At 72.1% G+C, this 26,782-nt stretch carries 11 protein-coding genes (1 of these 11 cut by a window edge); 2 read left to right on the top strand and 9 right to left on the bottom strand.

Annotation, left to right across the window (positions count from 1 at the left end; all coding sequences use genetic code 11):
- The 5 genes from ABZU52_RS15240 to ABZU52_RS15260 all read right to left on the bottom strand — a co-directional run.
- Window positions 1-5,147, bottom strand: partial view of an amino acid adenylation domain-containing protein gene (locus ABZU52_RS15240; RefSeq protein WP_354971656.1) — the 5' end (the start) only. Its footprint begins 10,339 nt before the window's first position; the window shows 5,147 of its 15,486 coding nt (coding positions 1-5,147); it begins with the start codon at window positions 5,145-5,147; its stop codon lies off the left edge, out of view.
- Window positions 5,147-11,380 (bottom strand): amino acid adenylation domain-containing protein, encoded by a 6,234-nt coding sequence (locus tag ABZU52_RS15245; protein ID WP_354971657.1) that lies wholly within the window; start codon window positions 11,378-11,380, stop codon window positions 5,147-5,149. The genes ABZU52_RS15240 and ABZU52_RS15245 overlap by 1 nt, the downstream gene beginning before the upstream one ends.
- A gap of 263 nt (window positions 11,381-11,643) precedes the next feature.
- Window positions 11,644-12,870, bottom strand: a complete 1,227-nt coding sequence (locus ABZU52_RS15250; RefSeq protein ID WP_354971658.1) for a cytochrome P450 — start codon at window positions 12,868-12,870, stop codon at window positions 11,644-11,646.
- Complete coding sequence (locus tag ABZU52_RS15255) at window positions 12,867-13,844, bottom strand: TauD/TfdA family dioxygenase (protein WP_354971659.1); 978 nt, start codon at window positions 13,842-13,844, stop codon at window positions 12,867-12,869. Before ABZU52_RS15255 ends, ABZU52_RS15250 begins: the two co-directional genes overlap by 4 nt.
- Window positions 13,841-17,731: a PA14 domain-containing protein gene (locus ABZU52_RS15260; RefSeq protein WP_354971660.1), complete on the bottom strand. Its 3,891-nt coding sequence runs from the start codon at window positions 17,729-17,731 to the stop codon at window positions 13,841-13,843. The genes ABZU52_RS15255 and ABZU52_RS15260 overlap by 4 nt, the downstream gene beginning before the upstream one ends.
- 197 nt (window positions 17,732-17,928) lie before the next feature.
- On the opposite strand from ABZU52_RS15260, the gene ABZU52_RS15265 reads away from it, so the two are divergent.
- Window positions 17,929-18,579 carry a response regulator transcription factor gene (locus tag ABZU52_RS15265; protein WP_354971661.1) on the top strand — a complete coding sequence of 217 codons (651 nt, stop codon included), beginning with the start codon at window positions 17,929-17,931 and terminating at the stop codon, window positions 18,577-18,579.
- Window positions 18,580-18,657: 78 nt separating this feature from the next.
- On the opposite strand, the gene ABZU52_RS15270 is transcribed toward ABZU52_RS15265, so the two are convergent.
- Together ABZU52_RS15270 and ABZU52_RS15275 are read right to left on the bottom strand one after the other, a co-directional pair.
- Window positions 18,658-21,195 carry an FtsX-like permease family protein gene (locus ABZU52_RS15270; RefSeq protein ID WP_354971662.1) on the bottom strand — a complete coding sequence of 846 codons (2,538 nt, stop codon included), beginning with the start codon at window positions 21,193-21,195 and terminating at the stop codon, window positions 18,658-18,660.
- Window positions 21,195-21,944, bottom strand: coding sequence for an ABC transporter ATP-binding protein (locus ABZU52_RS15275; RefSeq protein ID WP_354971663.1), 750 nt, complete (start codon window positions 21,942-21,944; stop codon window positions 21,195-21,197). Before ABZU52_RS15275 ends, ABZU52_RS15270 begins: the two co-directional genes overlap by 1 nt.
- Window positions 21,945-22,219: 275 nt before the next feature.
- On the opposite strand from ABZU52_RS15275, the gene ABZU52_RS15280 reads away from it, so the two are divergent.
- On the top strand, window positions 22,220-23,440 hold the full coding sequence (locus ABZU52_RS15280; protein WP_354971664.1) for a cytochrome P450: 1,221 nt from the start codon (window positions 22,220-22,222) through the stop codon (window positions 23,438-23,440).
- On the opposite strand, the gene ABZU52_RS15285 is transcribed toward ABZU52_RS15280, so the two are convergent.
- Window positions 23,420-24,538, bottom strand: a complete 1,119-nt coding sequence (locus tag ABZU52_RS15285; protein WP_354971665.1) for a hypothetical protein — start codon at window positions 24,536-24,538, stop codon at window positions 23,420-23,422. The genes ABZU52_RS15280 and ABZU52_RS15285 overlap by 21 nt on opposite strands.
- Window positions 24,528-25,898 carry a class II 3-deoxy-7-phosphoheptulonate synthase gene (locus ABZU52_RS15290; protein ID WP_354971666.1) on the bottom strand — a complete coding sequence of 457 codons (1,371 nt, stop codon included), beginning with the start codon at window positions 25,896-25,898 and terminating at the stop codon, window positions 24,528-24,530. Before ABZU52_RS15290 ends, ABZU52_RS15285 begins: the two co-directional genes overlap by 11 nt.
- Window positions 25,899-26,782: the final 884 nt, after the last annotated feature.

Genomic DNA, 26,782 nt, shown 5'->3' on the forward strand with positions numbered 1-26,782 from the left:
GCGCCCTCGGCGACGCTGCGGTCCTGCTCGGACAGCCAGGTCAGGTAGTCCTTGTAGGGGACGACGGGAGGCAGGGCGGAGGCGTCGCCCCGATGAGCGTACAACTCGAAGAGCTCGCCCGCCAGAATCGGCGCCGACCAGCCGTCGAGCAGCAGGTGGTGAGCGGCGAACAGCAGCCGGTGATACCCGTCCCCCAGCTTGATCAGGGTGAAGCGGAGCAGCGGCGGACGCTCCGGGTCGAAGCGCAGGGACCGCTCCCGGACCAGCAGCCGGTCCAGCTCGGCGCACTGGCCCGGCTCGTCGAGGGCGCTGAGGTCGGTCTCGGTCCAGGGCAGCTCGGCCTCGTCCGCGATCAGCTGGACGGGAACGCCGGCCTCGGTGCGGTGGAAGGAGGCGCGCAGGCTGGCGTGCCGGGTGAGCAGCCCCGTGACAGCGGCCCGCAGCGCCTCGGGGTCGAGATCGCCCCGCACGTCCAGGGCCAGCCGGGTGATGTAGACGTCCTCGGCCGCCTGGTCGTAGGAGGTGTGGAAGAGCAGCCCCTCCTGCAGCGGTGAGAGCGGCAGGACGTCGGTCAGCCGGGGCTGGGCCTTCTCCAGCCGGTCGATCTCGGCCTGGGTAAGGTCGACCAGCGGCAGGTCGGACGGGCCGAGCCCGCCCCCACCGGCCCGGCCGGCCTCGGCCACCAGCGTGCGCAGGGCCTTGAACCACGCGTCGGCGAGCGGGCGCACGTCGGCTTCGGCGAGCAGCTCGCCCGGCCAGGTCCAGGTGACGGTGAGGTGCGGCCCGTCGCTGTGGGTCTCGGTGACCGCGTTGGCGGTGAGGGTGTACGGCAGCGGGGTCGCGTCCGCGGCGCCGCCGCCCAGGCCGTCCGTGCCGGTTCCGTCGTCGGCGCCGCCGATGCGGCCCAGGTAGTTGAAGCCGATCTGCGGCTCGGCGAAACGGGCGAGGGCCGCTGCGGTGCGCGGGTTCAGGTAGCGCAGCAAACCGAAGCCGATCCCGTTGTCGGGGATGGACCGCAGCTGCTCCTTGACCGCCTTGAGCGCGGTGACGGGGGCGGTGGCACCTGCCTCGCCCGGGTCCAGCCGTACGGGGTAAAGGCTCGTGAACCAGCCCACGGTGCGCGAGAGATCGGCCCGGTCGACGATCTCCTCGCGGCCGTGCCCCTCCAGTCCGATCAGGACGGCGGAACTGTCCCCGCATCCTCGGATGCGCCGCCAGTCGGCCACCGCCACGGCGAGCGCGGTCAGCAGGACCTCGTTGATTCCGGCGCTGAGGGCGGCCGGCACCCGGCCCAGCAGCGGCTCGGTGACGTCGGCGTCCAGCCGCAGGGTGAGGTGCCCCGCGGTGGCCAGGGTGTCGGTCGCCGGGTCGAGGGGGCGGTCGGTGAGCAAGGGGTCGGGCTCGGCGAGCATCGAGCGCCACAGCGGGAGCTCACGCATGCGGTCGGGCTCACCGGCGGCCGCGGCCAGTTGCCGGGCCCAGCTGCGGAAGGAGGTGCCGACCGGCTCGGGGGTGAAATCGGTTCCCGCGGCGGCGGCCTCGAGCGCGGCGGTGAACTCGGGCAGCAGGATGCGCCAGGAGACCCCGTCCACCGAGAGGTGGTGGATGACCAGCAGCAGACGCCCGGGCCGGTCCGGGCCGGACTCGAACCAGACGGCCTCGACCATGCGTCCCCGTTCGGGGGCGAGCCGGTTCTGGGCGGCGATGAACTCCCGCTCGGTCACGGCGCGCAACGCGTCCGCGTCGAGTCCCGCGACATCGACCCGGTACAGCGACTCGGCGGCCGCGACGGTACCGGGCGCGGTGATCTCCAGGGTCCACTCGCCGATGTCCTCGATGCGGGTGAGCCGCAGGCGCAGGGCGTCGTGGTGGTCCAGGAAGGTCTGCAGCACCCGGGTGACCTGGGCGGTGGTCAGACCCGCGGGCACCGCGAGCGACATCGCCTGGTTGAACGGGTCCACGGGACCGCTGTGCTCGCTGAACCAGTGCATGATCGGGGTCAGCGGCACACCGCCCACGCCGTCCGAGACGGCGGGCCGGCGCGTCGGGGCCGTGATCTCCGTGGCGGCCGCGGCGAGGGCCTCCACGGTCTTGTGGGTGAACACGTCGCGCGGGGTGAAGCGGAGCCCGGCCTTACGGGCCCGGCTGATCAGCTGGATCGAGCCGATGCTGTCGCCGCCGAGCTCGAAGAAGCTCTGCTCCACGCCCACCCGCTCCACGCCGAGCACCTCGGCGAACAGCCGGCAGAGCAGCTCCTCGCGGGCGTCGGCGGGCGCCCGGCCCACGGTCGCCGCGACATCCGGGGCGGGGAGGGCCTTACGGTCCAGCTTGCCGTTGATCATCAACGGCAGGGCGTCGAGGGCGACGACGAGTGAGGGCACCATGTACTCGGGCAGCAGCCCGGCGACGTGCGCCCGCAGCGCCTCGGCGTCGATCGGACCGGCGCCGGCCGGGACGGCATATGCGACGAGCTGCTTGCCACCCGAGCCGGTCTCGTGCGCCATCACGGCGGCCCGGTCCACACTGGCGTGGCGGACCAGCACGCTCTCGATCTCGCCGAGCTCGATCCGGAAGCCCCGAACCTTGACCTGGTCGTCGACCCGGCCCGCGAACTCCAGTTGCCCGTCCTCCCGCAGCCGGACGAGGTCGCCCGTGCGGTACATCCGCTCCCCCGTGGCGCTGAAGGGGTTGGCCACAAAGCGCTCGGCGGTGAGCCCGGCCCGGCGCAGGTAGCCGCGGGCCAGTCCCGCGCCCGCGACGTACAGCTCGCCCTCGGTGCCCCGGGGAACCAGCCGCAGCGAGCTGTCGAGTACGTACGCCCGGGTGTCGTGCACGGGGGCGCCGATCGGTGGAACGCCGCCGGTGGCCTCGAGCGGGGTGCTGATGGAGACCGCGACTGTCGACTCGGTGGGACCGTAGGCGTTGACCATGCGGCGGCCGGGGGCCCAGCGCGTCACCAGCTCGGGCGGGCAGGCGTCGCCGCCGACGATCAGGCAGGCGAAGCCGGGCAGGTCCACGGGAGGGATGCTGGCCAGCGCGGCCGGCGGGATCAGCGCGTGGGTCACCCGCCGGTCGGCGATCAGCTCGGCCAGCGGCTCGCCCACGAGGGGGCCCGGCGCGGGCAGTACGAGCGCGGCGCCGGAGGTCAGGGCCATGCACAGCTCGAGCACCGACGCGTCGAAGCTGGGCGAGGAGAACTGCAGGACGCGGCTGTCGCCCGTCACGGCGAACCGTTCCCGCTCGGTCGCGGCGAACGCGGCGAGTCCCACGTGGCTGACGACGACGCCCTTGGGTACGCCGGTCGAGCCGGAGGTGTAAATGACGTAGGCGGGTGCGGCCACCGGAAGCGGCGCCCGGGGTGCGGGCCGGGTGGCCGCCCCGTCCACCGGCCGGCCCGCCGGGTCCAGGACGAGCACGGGCACGCCCGCAGAGCCGGGCACCGCCTGCTCGTACGGGGCGGAGGTGAGCACCGCCGCCGGCCGGGCGTCGTCGAACATGAAGGTCACCCGGTCGGCTGGATAGTCGGGGTCCACCGGCAGGAAGGCCGCCCCGGCCTTCATCACGGCCAGGGAGCCCACGACGAACTCCACCGAGCGGCCGAGAACGAGGGCCACAATCGCCTCGGGACCGACCCCCTCGGCGGTCAGCCGGTTGGCGAGGGCATCGGTGCGCGCGTCGAGCTCCGCGTACGACAGGGACACGTCCGCGGACTCCACGGCGACCGCGTCCGGCGTGCGCGCCACCTGGGCGGCGAACAATTCGGGGAAGGCGGCCGGAGCGACGGCGGTACCGACAGTGCCGCTGGTGACGACCAGACGCTCGCGCTCGCCGTCGGTCAGCACGTCGAGCCCGGCCACGGTCTGCGTGAGGTCCGCGGTGATCGACTGCAGGATCCGCACCAGCCGGGCGCCGATCACGCCGACCTGCTCGGGGCGGAACAGGTCGGGCCGGTAGTTGAGCAGCAGCCGCAGCTTCCCCTCGTACACGTGGGAGACGAGGCACAGCGGGTAGTGGTTGGCGTCCAGGACATCGAACCCGTCGATGGTCAGGTCGCCGGCGAGGTCGCGCAGCCCCTGCAGGTCGAAGGGGAAGTTCTCGAACGCCACGTACGTGTCGAACAGCTCGGGGTGCCCGGAGAGCCGGTGGATGTCGCGCATCCCGGTGTACTGGTGGTTCATCATCTCCAGGTGCTCGCCCTGCAGCCGGGCCAGGACGTCGCCGAGCGCGTCGCCGCCGCCGAGCCGGACCCGGACCGGCAGCGAGTTGATGAGCATGCCGACCATCCGCTCGACGCCCGGAACCTCCGGCGGGCGCCCGGACACGACGGTGCCGAACATCACGTCCTGGCGGCCGGTTAGCACCGACAGCAGCAGCGCCCAGGAGCCATGCACGGCGCTGGAGAAGGTGAGGCTCTCCGCGCGCAGGCGGGCCGAAAGCGCCTCGGTTTCCTCGATGGACAGTTCGAGGACGAGCTGCTCGGGGTGGACGACCTCGCGGGCCGGGTCCGAGGGGACCAGGCGGGTGGGCGCGTCGATCCCGGCCAGCGTCCGGCGCCAGGCCTGCTCCGACGCCGGCCGGTCCTGCCGGGCCAGGAAAGCGAGATGGTCGCGGAACGGGGTGACCGGCGGCAGCACCGAGGCGTCACCGCCGTTGGCGTACACCTCCAGCAGCTCGCCCAGCAGTACCGAGGTCGACCAGCCGTCGAGCAGGATGTGGTGGAAGGTGCAGAGCAGCCGGTACGCGTCGTCGGCGAGACGCACGAGCCGGAAGCGCATCAGCGGCGGCCGTGCCAGATCGAAGGAGTAGGCCTTCTCCTCGGCCTGGATCCGCTCCAGCTCCGCGGCCCGAGCGGTGTCCCCGAGCGCCCTGAGGTCGCTCTCGGACCACGGCGTCTCGACGCTGCGCGAGATCACCTGCACCGGGCGGCTCTGCTTGGGGTGCAGGAAGCCCGCCCGCAGGTTGGCGTGGCGCTGTAGCAGCGCCTGGGCGGTGGCCCGGAGCACCGCGGCGTCGAGGCCGCCGCCGAGGTCGAGCACGACCTGCACGGTGTAGACGTCGTTGCCCGAGTCGTCGTACAGCGCGTGGAAGAGAAGGCCCTCCTGCAGCGGTGACAGCGGCAGGATGTCCTCGGGACCCGACCTCTTCATTACAGCGTCCTCCACTCGTCTTCGAGCCCGTCGATCTCGTCTTGGGACAGGTCCACCAGCGCCAGATCCGATGGGGTGTGGCCGCCGACGTCCGGACGCTCGGCGTGTTCGGTAAGCGCGCGTACGGCGCGGAACCAGGTGTCCGCACAGGCGCGGACGTCGGCCTCCGGCAGCAACCGTTCCGGCCAGGTCCAGAACGTCGTCAGACGAGGCCCGTCCGCTTCCGGGCGGACGACCGCGTCGATCTCCAGCAGGTGCGACAGCGGCAGGTCGGCCGCCGCGGCCAAGACCGTGTCGACCTCCGGCGCGGGCGACCAGTCACCGCCGGCGGCCTCGGCCCTGCCCATATAGTTGAAGAGCACGGGGGCCTCGGCGAGGCCCGCGATCCGGGGCCCGGCGTCCGCGTCGAGGTGGCGCAGCAGGCCGTAACCGATGCCCTCATCGGGCACGTCCCTGAACTGCTCCTTGAGCGCGCGCAGCACGCGGCCCGCCTCGGGCCCGCCCGCCCACAGCGCGCCCCAGTCGTCCACGCCCGGGCGCAAGCGGGCCGGGCGGATGGTGGTGAACCAGCCGACCGTACGGGACAGGTCCAGCCCTTCGCTGATCTCCTGCCGGCCGTGGCCCTCGACGTCGATGAGGACCCCGGTGCCGCCCCGGCGGAGCGCGTGGTGCTCCAGGGCGATGGCCAGCGCGGCCACCAGCACCTCGTAGGCGCTCGCGTTCAGGGCCTCGGGGACCCGGTCGAGCAGGGGTCCGGTGATGTCGGCGGACAGCGTGCAGGTGAGCCGCCGGGCGGCGCACGCGGTGTCCTGGGCCGGGTCGAGCGGCCGGTCGGCCAGCGTCGGGGCGGGCAGGGCGAGCACCCGCTCCCAGTGCGCCAGTTCGCCGGCCCGGGCCGCGGTCTGCCCGGTGAGCAGTTCGGCCCAGCGCCGCCAGGGCGTGCCCACCGGCGCCGGCTCGGGTTTCTTGCCGGCGGCGATTGCCTCCCAGGCGGCCCGCAGGTCGGGCAGCAGGATGGACCAGGACACGCCGTCCACGACCAGGTGGTGGGCGGCGAAGAGCAGCCTGCCCGGGGTGGCCGGCCCGGCGTCGAACCAGACGAGCTGGGCCATCACGCCGCTCGCGGGGTCCAGCCGGTGCCAGGCGGCCTGGGCCTCCCGCTCGAGCACGGCGCGCAGCGCCGCGCCGTGGAGCCCGGCGATGTCGGCCCGGTGCACCAGAGCGGCTGCCGCGACCGATCCCCGGCCGGGGATCGTGTACGTCCAGCCGCCGTCGCCCGTCCGGTCCAGCCGGGTACGCAGGGCGTCATGACGGTCGAGCACGGCCTGCAGCGCCTGGGCCAGCTCGTCCTGGCCGAGCCCGGCCGGGGTCTGGACCAGGGCGCTCTGGTGGAAGGCGTCGACCGGGCCGCCGCGCTCCTCCAGCCAGCGCATGATCGGCGTCGCGGGGAACGCGCCGAGGCCCGCTTTCTCGTCGGCCTGGGCCGGGGCCGTTGCGGTGGCCTCGGCGGCCAGCGCGGCCACCGTCTTGAGCTCGAACACCTCCTTGGGCGAGAAGACCAGCCCCTGGCGGCGGGCGCGCGACACCAGCTGGATCGACACGATGCTGTCGCCGCCCAGCTCGAAGAAGCTGTCGTGCAGGCCGACGCTCTCGCGGCCGAGCACCTCGGCGAAGAGCCCGGCGATCACCTCCTCGGCCGGGGTGCGCGGCCGGTCGGCGGCGCCGGCGCCCTCGGCCTCGGGCTCCGGCGCGGGCAGCGCCTCGCGGTCGAGCTTGCCGTTCGGGGACAGCGGCAGGGCGTCGAGCACGACGACAGCCGCGGGCGTCATGTAGGCCGGCAGCGTCTCCGCAGCCCACGTCAGCACCCCGGCCCCGTCTGGGGTCCGGCCCTCGCCGGGTACGACGTAACCGACGAGCCGGCGGTGGCCGGGCACGTCCTCGCGCACCGTGGCGGCGGACCGGGCGACCGCCGGGTGCCGGGCCAGCACCGCCTCGATCTCACCGAGCTCGATCCGGAAGCCGTTGAGCTTGATCTGGTCGTCGACGCGGCCCAGGTATTCGAGCAGGCCGTCGGTGCGCCAGCGGCCCACGTCACCGGTGCGGTACATGCGCGTGCCGGGCGGGCCGTACGGGTCGGCGACGAAGCGATCGGCGGTCAGCCCCGGCCGGTTCAGGTAGCCCCGGGCCAGCTGTCCGCCCCCGATGTAGATCTCGCCCGAGCTGCCGGGCGGCACGGTGCCGAGCGCGGCGTCGAGGACCCGGATGGTCGAGTTGCGCATCGGCCGGCCGATCGGCACGGGTCCACCGGGGACGGGGTCCGCCGGCCCGATCCTGAACTCGACACAGCCGACGGTGGCCTCGGTCGGCCCGTACTCGTTGACGACCGCGAACCCCGGCCGGTGCCGGCGAAGCTCCTCGACCGCCTCGCCGAGCAGCATCTCGCCGCCCACGATCAGCTCCTCGCGGGGCGAGAGCTCCTCGGGCAGCACGCCGAGCAGGGCCAGGTGGGCCGGGGTGGCCTTGAGAAACGCCGGGCGCGGGGCGCCGGTCGCCGGTCCTTCGAGAGCGGTCACCCGCACCGTGCCGCCCGCGATGAGCGGGGCGTACAGCGAGGTGACGGTCAGGTCGAAGGAGACCGGCGAGTGGAGCAGGGTGCCCCGCGCGACCGAGGGGTAGCTGTCGCGGGCGCACTGCAGGTAGACGGCGACCGACCGGTGCGTCACTGCGACGCCCTTGGGCCGTCCGGTCGAGCCGGAGGTGTAGATCACGTAGGCGGGGTGGGCCGGGTCCAGCGGGTGCGACCGGTCAGCGTCGGACGGGTCGCCCGGGTCCGGCGCCGCCGTGCGCAGCACCTCGGTGGCGTCGAGCGCCGGCGTTCCCGGTGGGACGTCCGTTTCCGGGCTGGCCAGCACGAGGGCCGGGGCGGCGTCGGCGAGCATGAAGGCGATCCGCTCGGCTGGGTAGTCCGGATCGACTGGCACGTAGGCCGCGCCGGACTTTAGGACGGCCAGCAGCGCCACCACCAGCTCGGCCGAGCGGGGCAGCAGCACGGCGATCCGCTGCTCGGGGCCGGCCCCCGCGGCGATCAGCCGCCGGGCCAGCCGGTTGGCCAGGGCGTTGAGCTCGGCGTAGGAGTAGGTGCGGTCGCCCTCGACCAGGGCCGGGGCCTCGGGAGTCAGCGCGGCCTGCCGCTCGAGGAGGCCGGGCAGCAGCACGTCCGCCTCGCCCCGCGGGCCGTGGCCGAACTCGTCGAGCAGCCGCCGCTCGTCGCCGACGAGGACGTCGATGTCGGCGATGCGCTGCTCGGGGTCGGCGGTGAAGGCCTCCAGGACCCGCACGAGGCGGGCGCACATGGTCTCGATGGTGGCCCGGTCGAACAGGTCGGTGCTGTACTCCAGCCGGCCGCTGATACCGGCGGCGGCCTCGTGCCCGGCCGAGCGCTCGTCCAGCCCAAACAGCAAGTCGATCTTGGTGACGCCGGGGTCGACCTGCTGCGGAGTCGTGCTCAGGCCCGGCAGCTCCAGGGTGGACTCGGCGGGCGTCTGCACGTCCATCATGACCTGGAACAGCGGATTGCGGGCGAGCGAGCGCTCCGGGTTGAGGGCCTCGACGAGACGCTCGAAGGGCACGTCCTGGTTGGCGTGGGCGGAAAGCGACATCTCCCGCGCGCGGTCGATGAGGCGGCCGACGCTCGGGTTGCCGGTGAGGTCGTTGCGGAACACGACGGTGTTTACGAAGCAGCCGACCAGGCTGTCCAGACTGGCGTCGCCGCGCCCGGCCACGGCGCTGCCCAACGGGATGTCCTGTCCCGCGCCGAGCTTGCACAGAAGCACGGCCACCGCGCTCTGCAGCACCATGAACAGGCTGGCCCGGTGCGCCCGGCCGAGCTCGGCCAGCCGGTGGTGCAGGGCGGCGTCGATCTCGAAGCGGACGATGTCGCCGCGCTGGCTCAGCTCGCTGGGCCGGCGCCGGTCGACCGGCAGCTCCAGCTCCTCGGGCAGCCCGGCCAGGGTCTGCTTCCAGTAGTCGAGCTGGCGGGCCAGGATGCTTGCGGGGTCGCTCTCGTCGCCCAGCTCCGCCTGCTGCCACAGGGTGTAGTCGGCGTACTGGATCGGCATCGGCGCGAAAGCCGGGAGTTCGCCGCACGTGCGGGCCGTGTAGGCGAACCCGAGGTCGCGGGCGAGTGGGGCCAGCGAGAGACCGTCGGCCACGATGTGGTGCAGTACGATCAGCAGGACGTGGTCCTCGGGCCCGAGGACGAGCAACCGGGGCCGCACGGCGAGCTCCCGGGTGAGGTCGAAGCCCTCGGCCACGACGCCGGCGACCGCCGCGTCGACCAGGGCGGCGTCGACGGCCGACTCCACGAGCACCACCTCCGCGGCGGCCTCGGCGGGCGTGCGGATGTGCTGGCGCGGTGTCCCGTCGGTCTCGGGAAAGGTCGTCCGCAGGCTCTCGTGACGCTCGAGGACGTCGTGGACCGCCGCGGCGAGCGCCGCACGGTCGAGCCGGCCGGTCAGCCGCAGCGCGAGCCCCATGTTGTAGGCACCGCTGGGCCCCTGGAGCCGGTTCACCAGCCAGAGGCGCTGCTGGGTCAGGGAGAGCGGAAGCTCGGCCGGACGGGTGCGAGGCTCCAGGGCACGCCGGCGCGCGGCGGTCCCGTCGAGGCGCCCGGCGAGCGCGGCGATGGTCGGGGTCTCGAAGACGGTACGGATGGACAGTTCCGCCCCGAAGGTCTCGCGGATCCGCCCGAGCAGCCGGATGGCGCTGAGAGAGTGCCCGCCGAGGGCGAAGAAGTCGTCGTCGATGCCCACCCGGTCGACCGTGAGCACGTCGGCCACCATCGCGCACAGCGCCTCCTCGCGCGGGGTGCGCGGGGCGCGGTACGGCGCCGGGGCCGGCGCGGCGACCGGGTCCTCGGTGGTGGCCGGGGGCACCCAGCCCACGGGCCGGCTGGTGGCGATGGAGTCCAGCCGGTCGTCCGGCGCGGCGGCGGCCAGGGCGGAGAGGAAGCCGACGATCGCGTCGCTGTGGTGCGTGACCGACTCGGAGGTGTAGAGGTCGGCGTTGGCGTGGAAGTCGAGGACGAAGCCGGGGCCGGGGGCCCGGTTGTCGACAACCAGGGAAAGGTCCTCCTCCGGCCCCACCGAGAAGCCGCGCACGGTGGCCGGGTTCCCGGCGAAGGAGAGTCGCTCGCCGTACATGATGAGGTTGATCTCGGGACCCCACAACCGCTTGCGGTCGCCGACGCGGCCGAGGTCGCGGTGGATGTCCTCGTAGCGATAACGCTGGTGCCGCAGCGCCTCGTGCAGCTGTTCGCTGACCGAGCGCAGGAAGGCCCCGACGGTGGCGGACGGCTCGGGGCGCAGGCGCAGCGGGAGGGCGTTGGACACCATGCCCGGCATCCGCCCGGTCCGGCCAGCCCGGGCGCTGACCGCCAGCCCCAGCACGACGTCGTCGGCGCCGGTCAACTGCGCGAGGTGCGCGGCGATGCCCGCCACGACCACGGCGGGCCAGCTCACCCCGGTCTCGCGGGCGAGGTCTCGCAGCGCCTTGGCCTGCTCCGGGGTGACCGGTCCGGCCTGGCGCACGTGGTCGGCGGGCACCCGGGCAGGGCGGCCGGCCAGGGCGACCGGTTCGGTGACGCCGGCCAGTCGCTGCGACCAAAAGGCACGGTCGGCGCTGAACTGCTCGGACCGCCGGTACTCGGCGTCCAGCTCGACGAGCTCGGCCAGGGTGCCGAAGCCGCTCGGCTGCGGCTGCCCACCGGCCGCCAGGGCCGTGTAGAGGGCGGCGGTCCGGGACACGATCAGGGACCAGCTGTAGCCGTCGACGATGGTGTGGTGGACCCGGCTGAACCAGGTGTGCCGGTCGGTGGCCAGGGTGAGCAGGGCGAACGTGAACAGCGGCCCGTCGCCGAGCCGCACCGGCTCGCGCACCCGGGCCAGCATCCACTCCTCGACCCGGGCCGCGGGGTCGTCGTCGGCGCTGAAGTCGGCGCGGTGCAACGGCCAGTCCAGGTTCTCCACGACCGACTGCACCGGCCCGTCGGGGCCGTGGCCGAGGCGGACCCGGAGGGTCTCGGCCTCGTCGACCACCCGGCGCAGCGCGACCTCGAAGAGCCCGGCGTTGATTTCGCCTGCTATCTCGACGCATTCGGCGATGCTGTACATCGGATTGTCCGGATCCACCTGCTGTGCCAGCCACATTCCGTGCTGAGCGGCCGTCAGCGGCAAATGCAATCCATTCCGATCAGCCATTTCCATGCACTCCGATTGGGTAGACGCGTCGAAAGCGGCAGAGATCGCCCTCCGATGTGGCACGGCAGTCGCGACCGGGCCCACACTACGAATCAAAGGGGGGCGTTCCGCGAACTCATGAAAAACCTCGATCCACCGTGATGCGAGTATCGAAGCATGCACATCGGGCTTTACAGCGGCCGGCCCGGAAATGGCGCGTGCCCCGCTCCATGACGGAACGGGGCACGCGCGTGGGGACGTCAGGAGACCGGTCTCAGCCGCACCGGCAGGCTGCTGTACCCGTGCAGGAAGTTGGAGTGGATCGGCCGGGCCGGGCCGGTCGGCTCGACCGCGGCGACATGGGTGCGCAGTGCCGTCAGCAGGGCGTGGATCTCGCCGCGGCCCAGGTAGGCGCCGAGGCAGAAGTGCGGCCCGTAGCCGAACGACACGTGCTTGTTGGGCGTCCGGCCCAGATCGAACTCCTCGGGGCGGTCGAACACCGTCTCGTCGAAGTTGGCCGAGCTGTTCCAGAGCGTGACCACGTCGCCGGCCCGGATCGTGCGGCCGCCGATCTCCACGTCGGTCGACGCCCGGCGGCCGAAGTGCATGGCGGGCGAGACCCAGCGCAGTACCTCCTCGACCGCGCTCTCGACCGTCACCTCCCCCGCGACGAGGCGGCGCCACTGCTCGGGGTACTCCATCAGCTCGTGCACCGCGCAGATCATCGACAGCCGGCTGGTCTCGTCGCCGCCGATGATGATGCTGTAGCAGTTGAAGACGATCTCCTGCTCGGTCAGCGGCTTGCCGCCGATGGTCGACGTCGCCAGCACGCTGATTACGTCGTCGCGCGGGTCCTCGCGCCGGATCTCCGCCAGCTCCGAGAAGTAGAAGAGGAGTTCGTTACGAGCGACCAGCGCCTCCTCGGCCGACTGCCCGGCGTCCTCGGCGCTGAGGGCCTGCTTGGTCAGCGAGAGCAGGTAGTCCCGGTCGGCCGCGGGTGCGCCCAGCAGGTCGGCGATCGTGGCCATCGGGATCTGCTCCGCGACATCCTGCGCGAAGTCGCATTGCCCGCGGTCGACAGCCTCGCGCATCAGCTGGTCGGAGCGGCGGCGCACGCCGTCCACGACGGACTCCAGCAGCCGCGGCGAGAACGCCTTGAGCAGCAGGTTCCGCAGCTCCCGGTGGCGGCTCCCGTCGGTGACCGCCAGCATCTGCCCCGCGGCCGAGTCGCCCCCCTCGAGCAGGGTGGTAAGCAGATTGCCCCGCTCGGAGGTGAACCTCTTGTTGTCCCGATAGACCTCCATGACGTCCCGGTAGCGCGACAGGACCCAGAAACCGGGCACCTGCCGCCCCTCGACTGGATGCCAGTGGACCGGGCTGTGCGTCCGGAACTCTTGCCACAGGCGGATCAGGTCGGGCTTGCGCCCGAGGAAGGTCCGCGGGTCAGTAAGGTCGACGCTCTCCAGCGTGGCGGTGGCCGCAGTCATGCACCGGCCGTCTCGCGCTGGGTCATCGCCACCAGGACCTTGCGGTCGCCGGTGAAGGGCCGGCGGCCGTGCGAGGTGAGAAGATTGTCGATCATCAGCAGGTCACCGGTGTCCCAGGTCTCGGCCAGGGTCGTCTCGTCGTAGACGCCGAGGATCGTGGTGATCTCGTCGGCGGTGATGGGCGTGCCGTCGCCGTAGTAGGCGTTCCGCGGCAGCCCGTCCTCGCCGCAGATCTCCAACAGCCCCTCGCGTACCGCCTCGGGCAGCGCGTTGACGTGGAACAGGTGCGCCTGGTTGAACCAGACCTTCTGCCCGGTGACGGGGTGCGTCATCACCGCGGGACGCTGCTGCCGGGTGCGCAGCACGTCGCCGTCCCACTGCGTCTCGATGCCGTGGTCCGAGCAGTAGCTCTCGACGTAACCCTTGTCGTCGCTCTGGAACCCCTCCTGCCAGGACAGCCCCATCCCGGTGCGATAGGTGCGGGTGTAGAGCACGCCCTTCTCCTCGAAGCGCTGAACCAGGCCAGCCGGCAGGCGGTCGAGGACCGCGGTGCTGTCGGCGACCGGGGTTTCCCCGCCGGTCTGGGCCGCGAACGCGCAGAAGAAGAAGACGTTGTGCGGCCAGTTCTCGGAGTACGCGCTCTCGTTGTGCTGCGGGATGCTCTGGTCCTTGGGGTACTCGGTCGAGGTGTACACCTTGTCGGTGACCCGGCTGCGCGGCGTGGAGCGCTCGTTGTACTCGAGGGTCCGGCCACCGATCTCCTCGGCCAGCTCGGCCAGCTCGGCCTGCTCGACCAGCCCGCTGTTCTTGACCATGATGGCGGCGTGCTCGTACATCGCCGACCGCAGGGCCTCGGTGTTGGCCGTGAACCAGGCCCGGTGGTCACCGCCGCCGGTGGGCCGCACCCGCACCATCCGGCTGCCGTTGTGCTCCAGGATCTCGGTTTCCGCGTCGATAAAGGCATTCCTCGTCATTCCGTCTCCACCTCCAGGTCGTAACCGTTGATGCTCGCGTGGTTGACCGGGTCGCCGGCCGCGTACTCGTACGGGTTGAGGAAGGGCCCGCCCGACACCGGGGCCGAGAACCGGCCGAACGCGGTGTTCAGCACGCGGGTCTCGAGCACCACGTTGTACAACGCGCCTTGGTGCTCGGTGCCCACCTGGTACTGGCCGAGCCAGCCGTAGTCGAAGTCGCCCGGCAGGTTGTCCGGCACGTGCTGCGGGTCGACCGTGCCGTCCGCCCGCAGCGCCTCGCCGTACAGGCCGTACCGGTACAGGTCGCCCTGCTGCCGCCCGGTGCTCCCGGTGACCAGGAACAGGTCGCCGCGGACCGTCGGCGCGCTCCACGTCGTCGTCCGGCCGGCCCCGGTGGCCTGGGACAGGACGACCCCGCCGGGCAGCCCGACGACCCGGGTCAGCGGCTCCCCGTCCGCGCCGAACACCAGGTCCGGCTTCGGGTCGTTGATCTCCGTGTGTCCGTAGCCGATGCGCTGGGTGCCCTGGGCCGTCGTGGCGGTCCGCGTCATCAGGCGGTCGGCGATGTCCTTGATGTAGCCGACGTCGGCCGCGCCCGGTCCGGTCACAGCGACGCCGATATGCCGCTCGACCGCGTCCTGCCGCTGCGTCACCTTCGCGCCACCGGTCTGGTAGCCGGTGAGGTGGCCGTTGAGCCCGTACGTCGTGCCGGTGACGGGGTCGGCGCCGGTGGTGGCGAGCAACCGGTCGGCGTCGTCGTAGCAGTAGCCGGTGACCGTGCTGCCCTTGGCGGTGCGGTCGGTCAGCTGTACGACGTTTCCGTTGGCGCCGGCGTTGGCGCGGGTGCCGGCCGGGCACGTGGTCGGCGCCGGCGAGGTGAAGTCCCGCAGGTAGGTGTGACCGGTGAGCCGGGCCTCGACGAGCCGGCCGGCCGCGTCGTAGCGGAAGTTGGGTCCGCCTGCGTAGGCGTCCTGCCCCGCCAGGGACTCGTCCACCACGTTGCCCGACTGCGAGCGGGTGACCTTGCTGGACCGCTCCGTCCCGTCCGCCAGGACCCAGTTCTTGGCCGTGATCCGCCCGGCCTCGTCGCGGGTGACGGCGAGCCGCATACCGTTGCCGTAGCGCACACTGCCCAGCGCGCCCGCGTCGTCGTACGTGGCCGAGGCGAGCTGCCCGCCGTTCAGCTCGACCGACAGCACCCGGTCGGCGGCGTCGTACCGGGTCCGCTCGGTCTGCGCGGCGCCGGACGGCGGCGTCACCTGCTGGAGCACTATCCGGCCGGCCCGGTCGTACGTGGTCCGGGTGCGGGTTCCCCGGCCGTCGATGTAGCTCACCGCGCGGCCGAGCAGGTCGACGGTGTTGGTCACGGAATGGTCGTGCTGAGTCGCCTTCAGCGTCAGCGGGTCGCCGCCGTACGCGCTGTCGTAGTCGACCGTCCACGCGGGCAGATTGGCGTTGCCCGGCATGGACATCCGGCTGGCCCGGCCGCGGTCGTCGTACGTGACACAGGTCCAGTCGGGTCCGCCGAAGTTCACGGCCACGGGCAGGCCGCGGGCGCTGTAGACGAACTTCTCGACCCGGGCGCTCCCGTCGGCTCCGGTCGGCAGGGTGATGGAGCGGGGCAGGCCGCGCTGCGTGACCGCGTCGTTCGCGGCGGTGCAGGGGTTGTCCGCGGTCTCGTCCGGCCCGTAGTAGCCGTAGGTCTTGCGGTTGCCGCTGGCGGAGACCTCCGCGACCGGGCGGAAGGCCTCGTCGAACTCGTATTTCGTGGTCAGGGCGAGCCCGTCGGGGTCGGTCACCAGCGCCGTGGGCAGGCCGAACTCATTGAACCGGGTCTGCGTGACCAGGGGCGGCACGCCGAGCGTGTCGGCACGCACGGTCGTCAAGCCCTCGGCGCCGAGGGTCGTCGTCCGGGCCGGGACGCCCGCGCAGCCCTTCGGGGCGGGCGAGACGGGCCGCAGGTCCGGGCCGAAGCAGGCGCGCGGTCCGGGGCCGTACTCGCCGGCGGGCATGCCGGAGGCATCGTAGACGGTGGTGCTCAGCCGGCCCGCCGGGTCCGTCGTCGTCTCCGGCTGGTCGGCCGCGGTCCAGGTGTACCGGGTGGTGCGCCGGGTGCCGTCGGTGTCGGTAGCCGTCCGGCCCGCGATGTCGTGGGTGATCCGGCGGGTCCAGCCCTGCGAGGTGCTCACCCCGGCCACGGTGACCTCGGTGACGCCTGGGCTGTAGATGTAGTCGCGTTGCGGCCTGGCGTCGCCCGTGACCTTCGCCCCGGCCGGGTCGGGCCCGGTCACGCGGCCGGCGGTCGCGGATCCCGGCCGGTAGTCGATCCGGTATTGGGCGGCGGCGGTGTCACGGCCCTTGCCCGCGGCGATCCAGTCCATGACCAGCGGCGGCCGCACGATGTCGAGCAGCCGGCCCGACGTGTAGCCGAAGTCCGTGGTCTCGGCGCCGGGGTTGACGAACCGGCTCAGCTTGCCGCCGCGGTAATGCAGCTGGGTGGTGCCGGCGCCGGGCACCCGGACCGCGCACACGTAACCCGCCGGTGCGGCCTTGTCGGCACACGGGTCGTCGCCCGCGTAGAGGAATGTGATCCCGCCCTCCTCGGCGGCCTTGATGCCGGCGGCCGGTTCCGGGGCCACCTCGGCCGTCTTGCGCGCGGCCGGCTTGCGCTGCGACTGAGCGTCCAGGGCGGTCGGGCCGGCGGCCTCGGGAGCCACGGCGGCCGCGGCGGCCGGCGTGCTCGCCGCGGCGTCACCGTCCGGCCCGGGCCCGGGGGTGACGGTCCAGCCCGGCGGGAGCACCTCACCGCTCGGACGCAGCCAGGACGCGGGGACGGGCGCGCTCCGCCCGGCTGCGGAGACCCACAGGGCCACCTGCCGGCCGCCCGCCGGACGGCGGTGCTGGACCTCGATGGCGTGCGCGCGCCCGGCGTCGAGCGTGACCGGCGGGCCGTAGGACGGGGTGTCGCCCGCGGCGCCGGTTCCCTTCCAGTCGTCGAGCAGCGGCTTGCCGTCGACCAGGATCCGCAGGCCACCGTCGTAGGCGCCGCCGAGCCGGTAGGTCCCGTCGGCGGGCACGGTGAGCCGGCCCTTCCACGCGACCCGGAAGGCGGCGTCCGGCTCGGTGCCGGGCAGGACGCTCGTCCCGCCCCAGCGGAAGTCGACGCGGGCGTCGATGCGCGCGAGCCCGGGCTTTTCGTCCGCGCCGATCTGGGCGGCCGGGTCGCCGCCGTAGTACGAGCCGGTGAGACCGGCCGACCCGGCCACCGCCTGGGAGTTGTAGGTGAAGGTGGCGCCCAGCTGGCCGGCGCCGGTGCCCGTCTGGGCGGTGCTGACCGAGGTCGTCACGTTGCCGGTGGCCAGGTTGACCGTGACCGGGCCGAGCGTGTCGGTGGCGACCGGGCCGCCCTGCGCCTGCGCCCCGAGCCGCTGGTTCACCGTGAAGGTGCGGGCGGTGGCGTCCTTGCCGATCTTGCCGGCGGCGTCTTTGGTGCGCACGGTCCAGCTGTACCGGCCGCCGTCCTTCAGGACCCCGGCCGGGACCTGCCAGCGGGGGGCGGCGATCCAGCCCGAGGAGGTGACCTGCCCGGTGCGCGGGGTGTCGCCGGTAGCCACCGTGAACTCGTAGGCGACGCTCCCGGCCTGCCGCTCGGCGACGAGCTCGGGACGGGCGGCGCTCAGGATCGATCCGTCGGCCGGTCGGGACGGGGCCGCGGCCCGCGCGTTGCCCGCGGCCACCGCGCCGAAAACGCCGGCGGGCCAGTCCGGACGGTCTGCGCCGCCGGCCGGGGCGGGCAGCAACGGCACGCGCGTGGCGTCACCGCCCGGTACCGCTGTTCCGGCCGCGGCCGAGACCCCGGTGCCGAGCAGCATGACCGACAAAGTCACCGCCAGCGCTCTGATTCTTCTGGTCTGAGCCATGCCCAATCACCGCTTCAAGGAAAGGAGGAAGCACCGCCCGGCGGCGCCAAAGTCTCAACGGGCCCGATGCTTCCAGCGGCCCGATCACGGCCGCAGTCTGCAGAAAAATTTCGCATACGGCTTCGGATGGCCAAACGGGACGGAATCGAACTACGGTGCCGCTCGTGACCATTCGCATCCTCCTCGCCGACGACCAGGAATCCGTCCGGATCGGATTCCGGCTCATCCTGGATTCCCAGCCCGACATGGAGGTGATCGGTGAGGCCGCCGACGGCCTGCAGGCCATCGAGCTCGCTGCGGCGTTGAGCCCGGACGTCGTGCTGGCCGACATCCGCATGCCGCGCCTGGACGGCCTGGAGGTCACCCGCCGCCTGGCCGGGCCCGACGTGGCCCAGCCGCTGCGGGTGGTCGTGGTGACCACCTTCGGGCTCGACGAGTACGTCCACACCGCGCTGCGCAACGGCGCCTGCGGTTTTCTGTTGAAGCGCTCGGGCCCGGCGTTGCTGGTGGAGGCGGTGCGCGCCGCGATGGCGGGCGACACGCTGATCAGCCCCTCGCTCACCGTCAGCCTGCTCAAGCATCACCGCGACGCCGGCCGGCCCCGGACGGCGCAGCCGGTGGACGCCCTGACCGAACGCGAGACGGAGATCGCCCGGCTGGTCGCCAAGGGGATGACCAACGCAGAGATCGGCGCCGAGCTCTTCATCTCGGCCGGCACGGCTAAGACCCACGTCGCGAACGTCCAGCGCAAGCTGGACGTCCGCAACCGGGTAGGGATCGCCGCGTGGGTGTGGGGCAACGGCCTGGAGGAGTGAGCCGGCTGGCGGCGGGCAGAACCGAAGGCGCCCTCCCGGGGGTACGGAGGGACGCCTTCGGAGTACAGGGGCGACCGGTCAGCCGTGGCTGATGGCGGCGAGAACGTTCAGCCGCGCGCCGCGCCGGGCCGGGGCGATCGAGGCGATGACCCCGACCACGACCGCACCCACCAGGTAGGCGAGCATCTGTCCCCAGGGCAGGGACAGCTGGCTGATGCCCTGGTCCTCCATCGCCCGCGCCACGGCCAGGCCGAGCAGGGCGCCGACCACCACGCCCATGACCGCGCCGAAGAGCGAGATCACCACCGACTCAGTCATGATCATGCGCATGGTCTGGCCGCGGGTGAGGCCGATCGCGCGCAGCGTGCCCATCTCCCGGGTCCGTTCCAGGACCGACAGTGCCAGCGTGTTCACGATGCCGAGGACCGCGATGATCAAGGCCACGGCCAGCAGCGCCTGCACGATCGTGAGAATCATGGCGAACCCACCGCTGAACATCTCGATGATGTCGTCGCGGCTGTGCACCGTCACCTCGGGACTGTCCTTGAGTTGCGTCTCGATCTGGGCCCGGATCTGGTCGACGTCGGCCCCGTCGGCCAGCTGGAAGTACGCCTGCGAGGGCTGCTTGGACCGAAAGCCCGTCGCAGCGTCCGCCCAGGGCACGACCATGCCGTTGGCCAGGGCCGAGTCCGCGAAGACGCCGGCCACCCGGTAGGTGTGGACGTCACCGCGCTGGAACTGGACCTCGATCTGGTCGCCGACCTTCGCCTCCCGGCTCTTCGCCGTGCTCTCGTTCATGAGCAGGGCGCCGGACGGCAGCGTGTCGATGCTGCCCTCGGCCTGCTTGAGACCGAGCACCTCCCGGGCCTTCGCCCAGTCCTGCCAGGACGCGACCGCCTGGTTCTCCGCGCCGACCTTCGCCGTGTCCAGGGTGGCGGCGGCGACGTTGCGCACCCCGCCCACCTCGGCCGCCTTGGCGAGGGCGTCCGGGGCAATCGAGGCCGAGGACGCCGAGCCCGCCTCACCCATGGCAACCAGCTCGGCCTTCAGATCCCGGTTGATGTCACCAGCGACGCTGCTCTCGGCCGAGACGGCCACGGTGCTGATCGCGGTAACCAGCGCCACGCCGATCATCATGGCCGAGGCGGTGATGGCCGTGCGGCGCGGGTTGCGGGCCGAGTTGCTGCGGCCGAGCGAGCCCGGCGTCGAGCGGGCGAAGACCGCGCCCAGCACCTGCACCGCGGGCCGGCTGAAGAGCGGGGTGAGCAGCGCGACGCCGACGAAGGCGAGCAGGACGCCGGGGACGACCATCGAGGCGCCGGCGGACCCGAAGAGCCCGAGGGCCAGCAGTAGGCCGCCGAGGCCGAGCAGGATCCCGCCGGTCCAGGTCTGGCCCCGGTGCCGGCCCTGCGGGGCGGCGGCGGCGCGGATCACCGCGATCGGGGCTACCTTCGAGGCCCGTACGGCCGGGAAGAGCGCGGACAGCATCGTGACCAGGATGCCCACGGCGAACGAGGTGATCACCGCGCCGGGCGGCACGCCGAGCCCGGCCACCTGCAGCCCGTCGGTCGACGAGGCGATCAGGTTGGCCCCGAGCGCGCCGATGCCGATCCCGGCCGCCAGTCCCAGGACCGATGAGACGAGGCCGACCACGAACGACTCCACGAGCACCGAGTTGATCATCTGCTTGCGGCTGGCGCCGAGGGCCCGCAACAGGGCCAGTTCGCGCATCCGCTGGGCGATGATGATCGAGAAGGTGTTGACGATCAGGAAGACGCCGACGAACACCGCGACACCGGCGAAGCCGAGGAGCAGCATGCCCATCAGGTCCAGGATGCCGCGAGACGCGTCGGAGGCCTTCTTGGCCAGCTCGGTGCCGGTCAGCACCTCGTAACCCGTGCCGAGCTGCGTGGCGAGCGCCGCCTTGACGGCACCGGTGTCGGCACCGTCCGCGAGCGTCACCTTGATGCCGGTGAAGCTGCCGGTCCCGCCCAGCATGGCCCGCTGCGCGACCGGATCGGTGAAGGCCACCGTCTGCTCGCCACCGATAGAGTCCCGGTCCTCCGAGTAACCGAAGACTCCGGCCACGACGAACGACTGCCGGGGCTCGTTCGTCAGCACGTCGACCCGGTCGCCGACCTTGAGGCCGGCCTTCGCGGCGAGCCCGGCGTTGACGGCCACCTCGTTGTCCGCCTGCGGCGCGTGGCCCGAGCGGAGCTTGATCAGGTCACTCTCCCCGCGCCAGCTCTGGCCGTAGCGGGGGCCGCCCGTGCCGGGCACCACCTTGCCGTCCTTGCCGATGACCCGGGCGCCCTCGGCGAGCACCAGGCCGCGCGCCTCGGCAACCCCCTGGACCTGGGAGGCGCGCTCGACGGCGGCGGCGTCCACCGCGGGCGCCACCGAGGTCTCCCCCTCTGACTCAACCACGGGCTTGAGCGCCGCGTGCAGGTCGATGTCGGCGTAGGCGCCAGTGAACTGGGCGTCGATGGAGCGGTTGAGGGTGTCCTGGATGACCATGGAACCGGACACGAACATGACCGCCAGCACGACCGCGAGGCCCGACAGGACCAGTCGCAGCTTGCGGGAGAGCAGGCTCTTGAGGGTGAAAGTCAGCATCACGCGGCCTTGGTCCGGCTGTCGAGCGAACGCATCGTGTCGAGGATCGCGTCCGCGGTCGGGGCGCTCAGGTCGGTCACGACCCGGCCGTCGGCCAGGAAGATGACCCGGTCCGCGTAGGACGCCGCGTACGGGTCGTGCGTCACCATGACCACCGTCTGGCCGAGCGAACGGACCGAGCCCCGCAGGAACTCGAGCACCTCGGTGCCGGACACCGAGTCCAGGTTGCCGGTCGGCTCGTCCGCGAAGATGACCTCGGGCTGGGAGATCAGCGCCCGGGCGCAGGCGACCCGCTGCTGCTGACCGCCGGAGAGCTCCGTGGGCCGGTGATCCAGCCGCTCGGTGAGGCCGACGGTCTCGATCACCCGGTCGAACCAGTCCTTGGAGGGCTTACGCCCCGCGATCGACAGCGGCAGCAGGATGTTCTCCTTGGCCGTCAGCGTCGGCAGCAGATTGAACTGCTGGAAGATGAAGCCGATCCGGGTGCGGCGCAGCATCGTCAGCTCTTTGTCGGACATGTCGCTGACCCGGGCGTCGCCGATGAAGACCTCGCCCTCGGTCAGGGTGTCCAGACCCGCCAGCGTGTGCAGGAGCGTGGACTTGCCGGAGCCGGACGGCCCCATGATGGCGGTGAACCCACCGGCGTTGAACTCGACGTCCACCCCGCGTAAGGCGGCGACCTGTGCCTCCCCCTCGCCATACAGCTTCGTCACACCGACAGCTCGCGCCACGGTCTGGCGATCGGTCATCGGCGAAATGGTTTCGGTCATGACTCACACTCCCCACACGCATTGATCCGGCAGGCCCCGACCGGAGCACTGTGCACGGTGTCCGGCAATTGCCAAGGAGCCTAGGATTCGCCGTACGCGGCCACATCTCCCGAACGGCATAGATGATCCTGGCTGGGATCCGGCGAATTAGATCGCAGATCGAACTCTTGAACCGGACCTGTGCCGAACGGCAGAGCCCGCCTAACGTGCCGACCGATGGAACGCTTCCGGCGTACCGGCACGGAGGGACGGGCATGACCAGCACACAGACTCTTTCCAAGTACTGGATGCTCACCAATGAGTTCACCCAGAACCCCTATCCCGTACTCGAACACGTACGGCGTGAGGGCCCGGTGCGCGAGCTGTCGTTCCCGGACGGTGGGCGGGCCTGGGTGGTCACCCACTACGAGGAGGCGAAAGCGGCGCTGGCCGACCCGCGCCTCAGCCGGGACGTGCACGTGCAGTACCGCCTGATGTCGGAGCGCACCGGGCGTACGATGACGCCGCCGCCCGAGGAGGCGAACCACCTCGCCAACCTGGAGCCGCCCCGGCACACCCCGCTGCGCCGGGCCATCAGCTTCGCGTTCACCCCGCGTCGGGCCGAGGCCTTGCGGCCGAAGGTGGAGCAGATCGCCGACGATCTGCTCGACCGGCTCGGCGAGCGGCCGGAGGCGGAGCTGATCGCCGGGTACGCGGACCCCCTGCCCGTCATCACCATCGCCGAGCTGATGGGGGTCCCGGCCGGCGCGTGGCCGGACTTCCTGCGCTGGTCGACCGCCTTGCGCACGCACTCCCCCACGGACAGCTCCGGAGTCCTGGACCGCAACGTCCAGGAACTTTCGGCGTACATGGCCGACCTGATCGCCCGCAAACAGCGCGAGCCCGGCGACGACCTGCTCTCCGCGCTGATCCACGCCGCGCCGGAGAACCGGCTCACCAGCACCGAGATCCTCTCCACCGGCTTCGCCCTGATGACCGGCGGCAACGACACCACCGCGAGCCTGGTCGGCGGGGTGATCGCTGCCCTGCTCACGCACCCCGAGGAGCGGACCCGGCTGCTGGCCGACCCGGGCCGCTGGGGCAAGTCGATGGACGAGCTGATCCGCTATGTGAGCCCGATCAGCAATGCCCTGCAACGCGTCACCACCGAGCCGGTCGAGCTGGGCGGCGTGACCATCCCGGCCGGCGAGGTCGTCGTGGTCTGCGTGATGTCGACCAACCGGGACACCGCACAGTTCCCCGACCACCCGGACCGGCTCGACCTCGACCGGGTCAAGCCGGCCCATCTCAGCTTCGGTTTCGGCATCCACTACTGCTCCGGCGCGCACCTCGCCAAGGTCATCACCGAGATCTCGGCCCGCCGGCTCTTCGAGCGCTTCCCGGCGGCCCGGCTCGCGGTCGACCCGGCCCGCCTGCGCTACCAGCAGAACGTGGTGGTGCGCCCGCTCGAGGCGCTACCGGTCCGGCTGCGCTGACCCACGGCCGCAGGAACGGCACCGGCCCCGCCGGCGCAGGTAGTAGGCGAGGGTGGCGGCGGCCAGGGCGCCACCCCACACCGGCATGAGCAGGCCCGGCGCGGCGCCGATCCAGCTGTTCAGCCCGGACGGCGGCTTGGCCACCAGCTCGATGTGGTAATACTGCAGGCCGGTCGTGAGCACACCGACCGTCACCAGCGAGGCGGGCACCATCGCGAGCGGGATCGGCACCCGGCGCCCGGCCAGCCCGACCATCCAGCGCGGAAAAGTCTCGCCCCAGGGCCGGACGAGACCGAAGGTGAGCACCGCGCCGACGGTGGCCATCGCCGCGAGCGCGACGCCGGCCACCCACAGCCCGGATTCGTGCACCTCCGTCATGACCTCGTCGTCAATGCCGACGTTGATCCGGAAGGCCCACAGGAAGCGTTCCAGCGCGTAGGTGAACGGCACGACGGCGGCGACGTAGACCGCCGCACGGCCCCATCGGGCCGCCGGCTCCGGTGCGGTCCAGCCCTCGTCGGCCGCGGGCTCGCCCCGGCCGCAGTCGCCGCAGGCTCCCCGGGCCGATCGCCGGTACGACAGGGTCGCGCCGGCCCAGGCGAGGCCGCCCAGCACGCAGAGGAACTGATTCTGCACCGGCCACGGCAGAGCTACCTCGAAGAAGTCGACCGGCGGCCAGCCGAACGGCGCGCCGATCAGGGCGGGCAGCGCGTAGGCGGTGGCGATGAGGACCCGGGCGTCGGCGATGAACAGCAGCAGTCCCACCGCCGCCGTCGCGGCCACGACGGTCAGCAGGCCCCGCAGCAGCCGGGGAGCCTGCCGCCCGGCGGTCGCCATCATGATCGCGGCTACCAGGGCCGCGCCCAGTCCCAGGCCGGCGATGACGAACCCGGTGGATCCAGGGCGGGCGCCGGCCAGGAACGTCTTCTCCGCCAGCGGATCGCCGGAGCCGAACGGGAAACCGGCCCCGCCGAGCGCCCAGTAGAGGCCGGCCAGTCCATAACCGAAGGACCAGAGGCCGGCCGCGGGGACGACCCATCGGGGCCACCGCCGCACCCGGCCGCGCAGCCGAGGCGCGTCTCTCTGGTCAGCCCGCACGGCCGCCACCTCCGTTCCAGACCTCCTCGGCCAGCAGGAAAGCCAGTTCGAGGCTCTGCTGGGTGTTCAGCCGGGGGTCACAGGCCGTCTCGTAGCGATAGGGCAGGTCGAGATCCGCCATTCCCTGCGCGCCGCCTAGGCATTCGGTGACGTCTTCACCGGTCAGCTCGATGTGGATGCCGCCGGGGTGGGTGCCCAGGCCGCGGTGCACCTCGAAGTAGCCCAGCACCTCGTCGACGATCCGGTCGAAGTGGCGGGTCTTGTAGCCGTTGGACGACTCGTGGGTGTTGCCGTGCATCGGGTCGCACTGCCACACCACCTTCGCCCCCGACGCGTGCACCTTCTCCACGATCGGCGGCAACGCATCCCGCACCTTGTCGTTGCCCATCCGGCTGATCAACGTCAACCGGCCCGGCACATTGTCCGGGTTGAGCTTCTCGCACAACTCCATGGCAGTTTCCGGTGATGTGCCGGGGCCGAGCTTGACGCCGATCGGGTTGGCGATTCGGGAAATGAAATCGATGTGGGCGTGATCCAGTTGCCGCGTACGCTCGCCCACCCAGAGGAAGTGCCCGGACAGGCCGTAGGCGCGGCCGTCGGAGATCCGGGTCAGCGCCCGGTCGTACTCCAGCGCGAGGGCTTCGTGCGAGCAGTACAGGCTGACCGTGCGCAGGGCCTCGTCGTCGGTCATGTCGCAGGCGCGGATGAAGTCAAGGGTCCGGTCGATCTCGCGGGCGATGGCCTCGTAACGTTCCCCGGCCGGGGACGCGCGCACGAAGTCCCGGTTCCAGTCGTGCAGGCCGTGCAGGTCGGCCAACCCACCGGCGAGAGAGGCGCGCAGCATGTTCATCGCCGCCGCCGAGTTCGCGTACGCCCGGATCATCCGCTGGGGATCCGCCACCCGCGCCGTCTCGTCCGGGTCCAGTGAATTGATCATGTCGCCCCGGTACGCCGGCAGGCCCGAGGAGTCGACCGGCGCCGACCGCGGCTTGGTGTACTGGCCCGCGGCCCGGGCTACCTTGACCACCGGCATGGACGCGCCGTAGGTGAGCACGACGGCCATCTGCAACAGCGTGCGCGCGTTCGCGAGCAGGTGGCTCTCGGTGTTGTCGGCGAAGGTCTCGGCACAGTCCCCGCCCTGCAACAGGAACGCCCGCCCCTCACACACCTCGGCGAGCCGCATCCGTAACTGGTCGACCTCGTGCGGGGCGACGATCGCCGGCACCTTGCCGAGCACCTGACACACCGAGGTCACCTCGGCGGCGTCGGCCCACGGCGGCGTCTGCGCCCGTGGCAGATCTCGCCACCGGTCGAGACCGAGAGCGGCGTCCTCGACGGATCCGGTGGACGGACGCGACATCCGCTGGGCGGTTCCACCTGCTCCCGGTCGGCCGAGCCGGCGCCACCCGGCGTGCTCGCTACGAAGACTGGAGCCGGCAGGAACGTCCAACACCTTGGTCCACCCTCTGTTCACGGCAACTGTCGGCGCCACCCACCCGGCACGAGCCGTGCGACGCACGGGTGGGTCCCGCGTCGCGGCGGGCGGTGCACCGGAAATCCTCCGAGAGTTCGTCAAGCCGCGCCATCACACATCTGGAACTTCGATCGCGCCCGGCCCGGATGCGCCCGGAGAAGCCGCGCCCGGACAACAAGATGTTCGAATCCATCTAGTCACGGCAGCCGATGTCGAGAGAGCGTTCGCCTGAATTCGTCGGCACGCACGGGACCGTTATCGCGGCACTCCCGCGCCGACAGCCCCTGCCTCGACGCGGACCGGACCGCGTTCCGTCGAATTCACCCAGAACCAAAGCGACAGGACGAAGAAACGTCGCGCCGCCGCGCTCGCCTCCAGGGCGCGACTCTCACCCACCGTTCACCTGCCGATACGCAAAGTGTTCGAATCAGGCTGGAAACGGGGCTTTCCGCCCGAGAGAGTCAACCCACCCGAAGCCGTCGGGTTCGACGGAATCCCGTCCAACTTCCGCAGACGTTCGCTCCACCTACGGGGTGTGGAGCGCTGCGGACGCCCGGTTCGCCGTCCAAGGTCACGGCCACCTCGAACACCGACCTGCTGGTCTCGAACAGTGTTGTCTGGGGCATCTTCGCGAAGCTGCGCGCCTGCGCGGAGACGTCCGCGGGTGTGACCTGCACGGCCTGGAACAAGTAGTAGTCGCACCAAACCCCTGAGGGGCTGGTGGCGGGGGGTCTAGCCCGCCCCGCCGCCCCCCCCCCCCCGCCCCCCCC

Origin of the sequence: Micromonospora sp. NPDC005220 (assembly GCF_040607895.1) — a bacterium.
Taxonomy (GTDB): domain Bacteria; phylum Actinomycetota; class Actinomycetes; order Mycobacteriales; family Micromonosporaceae; genus Micromonospora.

Excerpts from the sequence above, each read along its gene's own strand:
- ABZU52_RS15255 (WP_354971659.1), bottom strand. The coding sequence starts at position 13,844 with ATGACGAGGAATGCCTTTATCGACGCGGAAACCGAGATCCTGGAGCAC.
- ABZU52_RS15270 (WP_354971662.1), bottom strand. The coding sequence starts at position 21,195 with ATGCTGACTTTCACCCTCAAGAGCCTGCTCTCCCGCAAGCTGCGACTG.
- ABZU52_RS15290 (WP_354971666.1), bottom strand. The coding sequence starts at position 25,898 with ATGTCGCGTCCGTCCACCGGATCCGTCGAGGACGCCGCTCTCGGTCTC.
- ABZU52_RS15250 (WP_354971658.1), bottom strand. The coding sequence starts at position 12,870 with ATGACTGCGGCCACCGCCACGCTGGAGAGCGTCGACCTTACTGACCCG.
- ABZU52_RS15280 (WP_354971664.1), top strand. The coding sequence starts at position 22,220 with ATGACCAGCACACAGACTCTTTCCAAGTACTGGATGCTCACCAATGAG.
- ABZU52_RS15275 (WP_354971663.1), bottom strand. The coding sequence starts at position 21,944 with ATGACCGATCGCCAGACCGTGGCGCGAGCTGTCGGTGTGACGAAGCTG.